The organism is Mesorhizobium sp. M4A.F.Ca.ET.090.04.2.1 (genome assembly GCF_003999085.1).
GTDB lineage: Bacteria > Pseudomonadota > Alphaproteobacteria > Rhizobiales > Rhizobiaceae > Mesorhizobium.
In genome coordinates this window covers 1-7,129 of sequence record NZ_RZOT01000304.1, presented here as the reverse complement: position 1 = coordinate 7,129, position 7,129 = coordinate 1, and the positions used below count along the sequence as shown (strand labels likewise).

Below are 7,129 nucleotides of genomic sequence, written 5' to 3'. Positions count from 1 at the left end.
TCGCCTGCTCGAATGCCTTGAGATAATCCTCCACCAGGCTCTGCATCAACTTGGCTTTGGTCGGGAAATTGTAGAGCAGGCCGCCCTTCGACACGCCGGCGCGGCTGGCGACGGCGTCCAGCGACAGGCTGCCCGGACCCGTCTCGCGCGCCACGTCGGCGGCGGCGGCGAGTATCCTGTCACGCGAATTTGCTCTGCGGGTTTTCATCGGTGCATCCCCCTTACATTAGCCTAGGCGGAATTGACAACACCGTCCAGACGGTACAGTAAGATCGCCATCATTTGAAAACGGGACCTGACGTCGATATGTGTCCCGCTGTTCGACGACTATTGCCGGACGCCGGCCGAGGGGGACTGTTCGTGAAGCGCTTCTTCATCATCGTCGGAATATTGCTTCTGCTCATTGTGGTGTGCGGCGGAATTGTCGCCTTCAACCTGTTTCGTGACAGCGCGATCAAGCAGTATTTCGCCACCATGAAGCCGCCGGCAGCGACCGTTTCGACGGTCATCGTGAAGCCGTCCGAGTGGACGCCGGGCGTCGAGGCGATCGGCACCGTCAATGCCGTGCGCGGCGTCGACCTCACCGTCGAAACAGCCGGCATCGTCAAGAGCATCATGTTCCACGCCAACCAGAAGGTAGCCGACAACGCCGTGCTGCTGCAGCTCGACGATGCCGTCGAGCGCGCCGATCTCGCGGCGGCGAAAGCACAGAACGTCTCTGACCAGACGGCGCTCGAACGCGCCGTCGAATTGCAGCGGCGCGGCGTCGGCACCGACGCCACGCTCGACACCGCGCGGGCGACCGCGTCGGCATCCGCCTCGCAGGTCAACAAGCTGCAGGCGGTGCTCGACCAGAAGCAGCTGACCGCTCCCTTCGCCGGCACTGTCGGCATCCCCAAGATCGACCTCGGTCAGTATCTCGCCACCGGATCCTCGGTGGTGACCCTGCAGGACCTCGATACCATGCGGGTCGACTTCTCGGTGCCGGAACAGCAGTTGCCGCTGCTCAAGATCGGCCAGACGGTGCGGCTCGGCATCGGCGGCGGCAACAGCGATATGCCGTTCGCCGGCGCCATTCGCGGCATCGACCCAAAGATCGACCCTACGAGCCGGCTGGTGTCGATCCGCGCCGAGGTCGCCAACCCCGACGGCAAGCTGACGCCAGGCCAGTTCGTGCAGGTGCGCGTCGAGTTGCCGGAGGAGCAGAATGTCCTGACGCTGCCGCAGACGGCCCTGACCTCCAGCCTCTATGGCGACTTCGTCTTTGTCGTGCGTCCGGCCAAGCCCGCGGGCGACGCTGCCGCTCCAGCAGCCAAGCCCGAAGAGAAGCCGGATGCGACAAAGACCGGCTCCACCCCGGCCGCCAAGCCGGACGAAAAACCTGACGAAAAGCCGGCCGACGCGGCGGCCAAGCCGGTGGAAGGCGAAAAGCCTGAGCTTGTGCTTGCCCAGGTATTCGTCAAGCCCGGCCGCCGCAACGCCGGCATGGTCGAGATCCTGGAAGGCATCACCGCCGGCGATGAGGTCGTCACCGCCGGCCAGAACCGGCTCTTCAACGGCATGTCCGTTGCCGTCGACAACACAATCGATCCGACCAAGCCGGCGAACAAGCAGGCCGCCCAGCAATGAATTTCTCCGACATCTTCATTCGCCGGCCGGTCCTGTCGACCGTGCTCGCCTGCATGATCCTGCTCCTGGGTTTCCAGGGCATCTTCAACCTGTCGATCCGGCAGTATCCGAAAGTCGACGAGACGGCCATCACCATCACCACGGCCTATCCAGGCGCCAGCGCCGACCTGATCCAGGGCTTCATCTCCGCTCCGATCGCCCGCGCCGTCGCCTCGACCGAGAACATCGACTACGTCACCTCGTCGAGCCGGCCCTCCTCCAGCACCGTGGTTGTGCAGATGAAGCTCGGCTCCAACCCGGACGTCGCGCTGACCGAGGTCCTGTCCAAGGTGCAGGGCGTGCGTGGCACCTTGCCCGACGCCGCCAAGGATCCGGTAATCGTCAAGGGCACCGGCCAAGAGTTCGCGATGATGTACATCTCGATGCAGAATCCGAACATGACGAAGCAGCAATTGACCGAATATATCGAGCGCGTCGTTCGCCCGCGCATATCGACGGTCGAGGGCGTCGCCGACGTGCAGATCTTCGGCGCCGAGGATTATTCGATGCGGGTGTGGATCGACCCGGTCAAGCTCGCCGCGCGCGGCGTCACGGCGGCCGATGTGCTGACCGCCATCAACGACAGCAACTTCCTGTCGGCGCCCGGCAACACCGAGAACGAATACGTTGTCTCATCGATCACCGTGCGCTCGACATTGCAGACGCCGGAGGCTTTCGCGGCGCTTCCTCTGCGCTCCAAGGACGGCAATGTGGTGAGGTTGCGCGACGTGGCGCGCGTCGAGCTCGGCGCGGTCAGCACCGACACCAGGGTCTCCTTCAACGGCAAGCCCGGCACCTTCCTTGCCATCTTCCCGACGCCGGCGGCCAATCCGCTGACGACGGCGGCGGCGATCCACAAGCTGGTGCCGACGATCCAGGAGACGCTGCCGCAAGGCATGACGATCGAGATCGTTTACGATTCCACCGAGCAGATCAGCGCCTCGATCGAGGAGGTATTCAAGACCATCGGCGAGGCGGTGGCGATCGTCGTCGTCGTCATCCTGCTCTTTCTCGGCTCGTTCCGCTCGGTGATGATGCCGATCGTGACCATTCCGCTTTCGCTGATTGGCGTCTGCTTCCTGCTGTATTCGGTCGGCTACTCGATCAATCTGCTGTCGCTGCTCGCCATGGTGCTGGCCATTGGCCTCGTCGTCGACGACGCCATCGTGGTGGTGGAGAATATCCACCGCCACATGGAAGAGGACCACATGTCGGCCATGCAGGCGGCCTTCAACGGCATGCGCGAGATTCTCTCCGCCATCGTCGCCATGACCATCACGCTGGCGGCGGTGTTCGCCCCGCTTGCCTTCACCGGCGGCCTGACCGGCGCGCTGTTTCGGGAATTCGCGGTGACGCTTGCCGGCTCGGTTGTGCTGTCGGGCATCATCGCCATCACCATCACGCCGATGATGTCGGCACGTATCCTCAAGGCAGGCTCGCACAGCCGTTTCCAGCGCATCGTCGACGGCACCTTTGGCCGCGTCGAGCGCGTCTACGAGCGGATGGTCACCAGCTCGCTGAGAAACCGTCCGGTGACGTTACTGATCGTGGTCGCGCTGGTCGCGCTCACCGGCTTCATGTTCACCAAGACCTCAAGCGAACTGGCGCCGGAGGAGGATCAGGGCTTCCTGCTCTCGATCGTGACCGGGCCGCGCTACGCGACGTCGGACTATACCGAAACCTACGTCAACCAGATCCTCGGTCTGGTCAGGGACATCCCTGAGACGCGCGCCCAGTTCTCGGCCGTCGCCTTCGGCGGCGCCACCAACGGCGCCTTTGTCGGCTTCGCCTTCAAGGACTGGGCCGAGCGCACCCGCAGCTCGAAGGAGATCCAGGAAGACATCACCGGCCGGCTTGCCAAGGTGGCCGGCGTCGAGGCATTCGTCTTCGCGCCGCCGACGCTGCCCGGTTCGGGCGGCGGCCTGCCGATCTCCTTTGTGGTACGTTCCACGGGCGACTCCGCCGAAGTTTACGAGGCGGCTGAGCAGATCAAGAACAAGGCGCAGGCCTCCGGCCGCTTCATCGTTGTGCAAAACTCGATGTCCTATGACGCGCCGCAAGTGACGGTGACGATCGACCGCGAGCGCGCGGCGGCGCTGAACCTGCCGATCGCCGATATCGGCCGCACGCTTACGCTGCTGGTCGGCGGCGCCGAGGTGGCGCAGTTCGACCGCGACTCCAACAGCTACGACATTATCCCGCAGGTGCCGCAGGAATTCCGCGACAACCCCGAGAAGCTCGCCCAGTATTTCGTGCGCAGCGCCTCGGGCGAGATGGTGCCGCTGTCGGCGGTGGTGAAGATCTCGACCAATGCGGCACCCGCCGCGATCGAACAGTTCAACCAGCTCAACTCGGCGACGATCACAGCCCTGCCACTGCCGGGGGTCACCACCGGCGACGGGCTGAAGGCCATCGAGGATATCGCCAAGGAGAGCCTGCCCGGCACGTTCTTCATCGACTATTCCGGCCAGTCGCGGCAGGAGAAGGAGCAGGGCAACACCATCCTGATCGCTTTCGTTGCGGCTGTGCTCGTCATCTACCTGGTGCTGGCGGCGCAGTTCGAAAGCTTCCGCGACCCGCTGATCATTATGATGGCGGTGCCACTGTCGATCTTTGGCGCGATCGTGCCGCTCAACATCGGCTTGGGCACGCTCAACATCTACACCCAGGTCGGCCTGATCACGCTGATCGGCCTGATCACCAAGCACGGCATCCTTCTGGTCGAGTTCGCCAACCAGCAGCGTGAGCTCCACGGCATGCGCCGGCGCGACGCGATCGTCGCTTCGGCCAAGGTGCGGCTGCGGCCGATCCTGATGACCACGGCGGCGATGGCGCTTGGCGTGGTGCCGCTGATCATCTCCAGCGGCGCCGGCGCCGCCGCCCGCTATTCAATGGGCCTGGTGATCTTCACCGGCATCCTGGTTGGAACCATGTTCACGCTGTTCGTGGTGCCGATGTTCTACCCCTTCATCGCCAGCAAGGACCTGCCGCACCATGCAGAGAAGCCGGATCCGAACCTGATGCCGGCGCTGCAGGACTGACGGAATCGAACGACAAAGGAAAAAAGAGGCCGGAAAATTCCGGCCTCTTTTTTGGTTGGGCGTTTACCGCGGAAGAGCAATGCCAGGCGGGAGGCGGAACGGATGAGAGGAGGTTTTGCCAACCCTCTTCGCCGCCTTCGACCACAGCCTGCTACTTGACGATGACGATGCTGGTATTCGACGGGCCAAAGGCCTCGACGAGCTGGTAGAAATCGGCCGCGGCATCCGGGTGCAGCCGCACGCAGCCGTGCGAGGCCGGCTGTCCGAGACGCTTGATGGCATAGGTCGCATGCACGGCATAACCGCCGCTGAAGAACACCGAATGCGGCATCGGCGCGTTGTCGTACTTCTTCGAATACCACATCTCGTGCATGCGGGTCGGTTTGAAGGATCCAGTCGGCGTGATGTGCGCCCGGTCGCCGGTCGACACCTTCCAGGCGAAGGTCGGCCGGCCATCGACGGTGACCTCCATGGTCTGCTGAGACAGCGAAACCTTGGCCACGATCTGGTTGGCGTGGGCGGCGCCGCTGCCGGCGCCGAAAAGCAGGGCCGCGCCGGTGAACGCAGCGGCGGTGATGTTGATAAGCTTGGCGGAAATGGTGGCGTGCATGGCGATGTCCCCTCTCTCTGCCGGTCCGGCCGGCTCCAATTCGATGGCGGATTTATCGCTGGGTGATGTTTCAAGCCAATTTCGCTTGATGCTCACATTTGTTTCGAATCTGTTTCCCGTGGTTAACCGCCCGACGAGGGGCGTGATCGGGGGACAGGGCATATAGTTAACGCTTCGTTATCGGCATCAGGCTGCAAAGCCCCCAGACGAAAGCACCTATGCCTCTGATATGAAAGCGATACGACCTGCGCCGAAACCAGATTGCAACAAAGCGCGACTCGTGCGGCATGATCCCGATACAAGCCGGCAGCACAGTTGACGCAACGGGAACAGACGACAGCAAAACGAAAATGGGCAGGAAAACGAACCTACGCTCCTGGCTTCTCCGGACAAGCGTCGCTGCAATCGTCCTCGGCGGTGTCGGCTCTGTTGCCGGCAACCCGGCGACGACACTTGCGGCCATGAATTCCGGCGAGATTTCGACGCTGCATGCCGCGCTGTTCATCGCCACGGTCTGGATCGTGTCCAGCCTGCGCGTTAACCGGCTGAAGGCCCTCTGGCGGGTCGGCCTTCGGCTGAAGTGGATGCGCGGCGCCTCCGGCTACTTGCTGCCGAGAGGACCGAAGGCCCGCGCCGCTGCGGGGGGCTCCGTGGGCGGCGCGGGCGCTTCGGGGGTTTCCTGAAGCGGAACCACAAGTTGAAGGGATGGAGCCAATGAACACGAAATCTGCCGCAGCCGTGCTTTCCGCATTGCTTTACGCACAAGGCCTTCTGGGCTTTGCCGGCCTTGCCACCGTCCTCTTGCGGGACCGTGCCCAGGCTGAGGTGGTCGCCGTCGCCAGCGATGCGCCATCCGGCCCTTCGGCCATCGTGCTGCGCTGAGCGAGAGCATCGGACCAGAATGGAAACCGGTCCGATGCTGAAACAATCGAACAGTCTGGCTGATTCAATCGACGCGCTGCGTCGGCGGGTCGAACCGGTAGCCGGCGCCGCGTATCGTGGTGATGGTTTCGGTGTCGAGCTTGCGGCGCAGCCGCACGATGCGCGAATCGATCGAGCGGTCGAAGGCGTCGGCGTTTTCGGCCGGCGCCGCGGCGATGATGTCGTCGCGCGTCAGCACCTTGCGGGGACTTGCCAGAAACAGCTTGAGCAGCGCCACCTGGCCGGGCGAAAGCTGGTCTTCCGCGCCCGAGCGGTGCATGACCATCGCCGACCTCAGATCGACGGTTGCGTTCTCCAGCACGATCAGTTCCCCGGCGGCCCTGCCGCGCCGCGCCAGCAGGCCGCCGATGCGCGCGGCCAGTTCCCTGACGTTGAGCGGGCTCTCGACGACGTCGGCGGCACCGAGCTCGAGCGCCAGCACCTTGTCGACCAGGTCGGTCGGCCGGCAGATCAGGATGAAGTCGGGTCCGCCCTCGCCGCCATAACGCCGAAGCAGATCGCGCCCCTCAGCCTGGCTCAGGCTGTCGCCGACAACCACCACGTCGATGCCTTTGGCCGAAAGCAGCGATTCCGCTTCCCAGGGCTGGCGCGCCGCGCGCACGTCATGACCGCGCCGCTCGAGATGGTCGGCAAGGTCGCCCGCCACCACTTCGGCGACGGAAACGAGCGCGATGACGGATCGTGCGGCCATTTTTCTCCACCCTGCGACAGACATCTCAAGATGAGTGCTGGACATCATGTTTATACCCAATCTACTTTCCGCTGAAAGCGGGAGCCAGAGCATAGTGCGGGCAAGAATTGTCGTCGTCGAGGACGAGCCTGACCTGAGGGATGCCGTCGCCGAGTATCTCGGCGCCAGCGGCTATGA

General features: G+C 63.9%; 7 protein-coding genes and 1 pseudogene. 5 read left to right on the top strand and 3 right to left on the bottom strand.

Annotated features, from left to right (window positions below):
* Positions 1 to 208, bottom strand: a 208-nt coding sequence (locus EN781_RS20595) for a TetR/AcrR family transcriptional regulator (protein ID WP_145965565.1), incomplete at its 3' end; no start/stop codon positions are given.
* Positions 209 to 306: 98 nt separating this feature from the next.
* Here EN781_RS20595 and EN781_RS20590 point away from each other — a divergent pair.
* Together EN781_RS20590 and EN781_RS20585 are read left to right on the top strand one after the other, a co-directional pair.
* Positions 307 to 1,629, top strand: a complete 1,323-nt coding sequence (locus EN781_RS20590; protein WP_189347714.1) for an efflux RND transporter periplasmic adaptor subunit — start codon at positions 307 to 309, stop codon at positions 1,627 to 1,629.
* On the top strand, positions 1,626 to 4,709 hold the full coding sequence (locus tag EN781_RS20585) for an efflux RND transporter permease subunit (protein ID WP_127400275.1): 3,084 nt from the start codon (positions 1,626 to 1,628) through the stop codon (positions 4,707 to 4,709). Before EN781_RS20590 ends, EN781_RS20585 begins: the two co-directional genes overlap by 4 nt.
* A 151-nt stretch (positions 4,710 to 4,860) precedes the next feature.
* Here EN781_RS20585 and EN781_RS20580 read toward each other — a convergent pair whose 3' ends face one another.
* Entirely contained in the window at positions 4,861 to 5,319 is a 459-nt protein-coding gene (locus tag EN781_RS20580; RefSeq protein ID WP_126058023.1) for a L,D-transpeptidase, read from the bottom strand.
* Positions 5,320 to 5,669: 350 nt separating this feature from the next.
* Here EN781_RS20580 and EN781_RS20575 point away from each other — a divergent pair, with 350 nt between their 5' ends.
* The gene (locus tag EN781_RS20575) at positions 5,670 to 6,002 is read left to right on the top strand and encodes a hypothetical protein (RefSeq protein ID WP_126058022.1); all 333 of its coding nucleotides are present in this window, start codon (positions 5,670 to 5,672) and stop codon (positions 6,000 to 6,002) included.
* Between the two features lie 31 nt (positions 6,003 to 6,033).
* The gene (locus EN781_RS34435) at positions 6,034 to 6,201 is read left to right on the top strand and encodes a hypothetical protein (RefSeq protein WP_189340605.1); all 168 of its coding nucleotides are present in this window, start codon (positions 6,034 to 6,036) and stop codon (positions 6,199 to 6,201) included.
* Between the two features lie 64 nt (positions 6,202 to 6,265).
* On the opposite strand, the gene EN781_RS20570 is transcribed toward EN781_RS34435, so the two are convergent.
* Complete coding sequence (locus tag EN781_RS20570) at positions 6,266 to 6,952, bottom strand: response regulator transcription factor (protein ID WP_126058021.1); 687 nt, start codon at positions 6,950 to 6,952, stop codon at positions 6,266 to 6,268.
* Positions 6,953 to 6,998: 46 nt separating this feature from the next.
* On the opposite strand from EN781_RS20570, the pseudogene EN781_RS35405 reads away from it, so the two are divergent.
* A pseudogene (locus tag EN781_RS35405) lies at positions 6,999 to 7,129 on the top strand (DNA-binding response regulator); the annotation flags it as partial.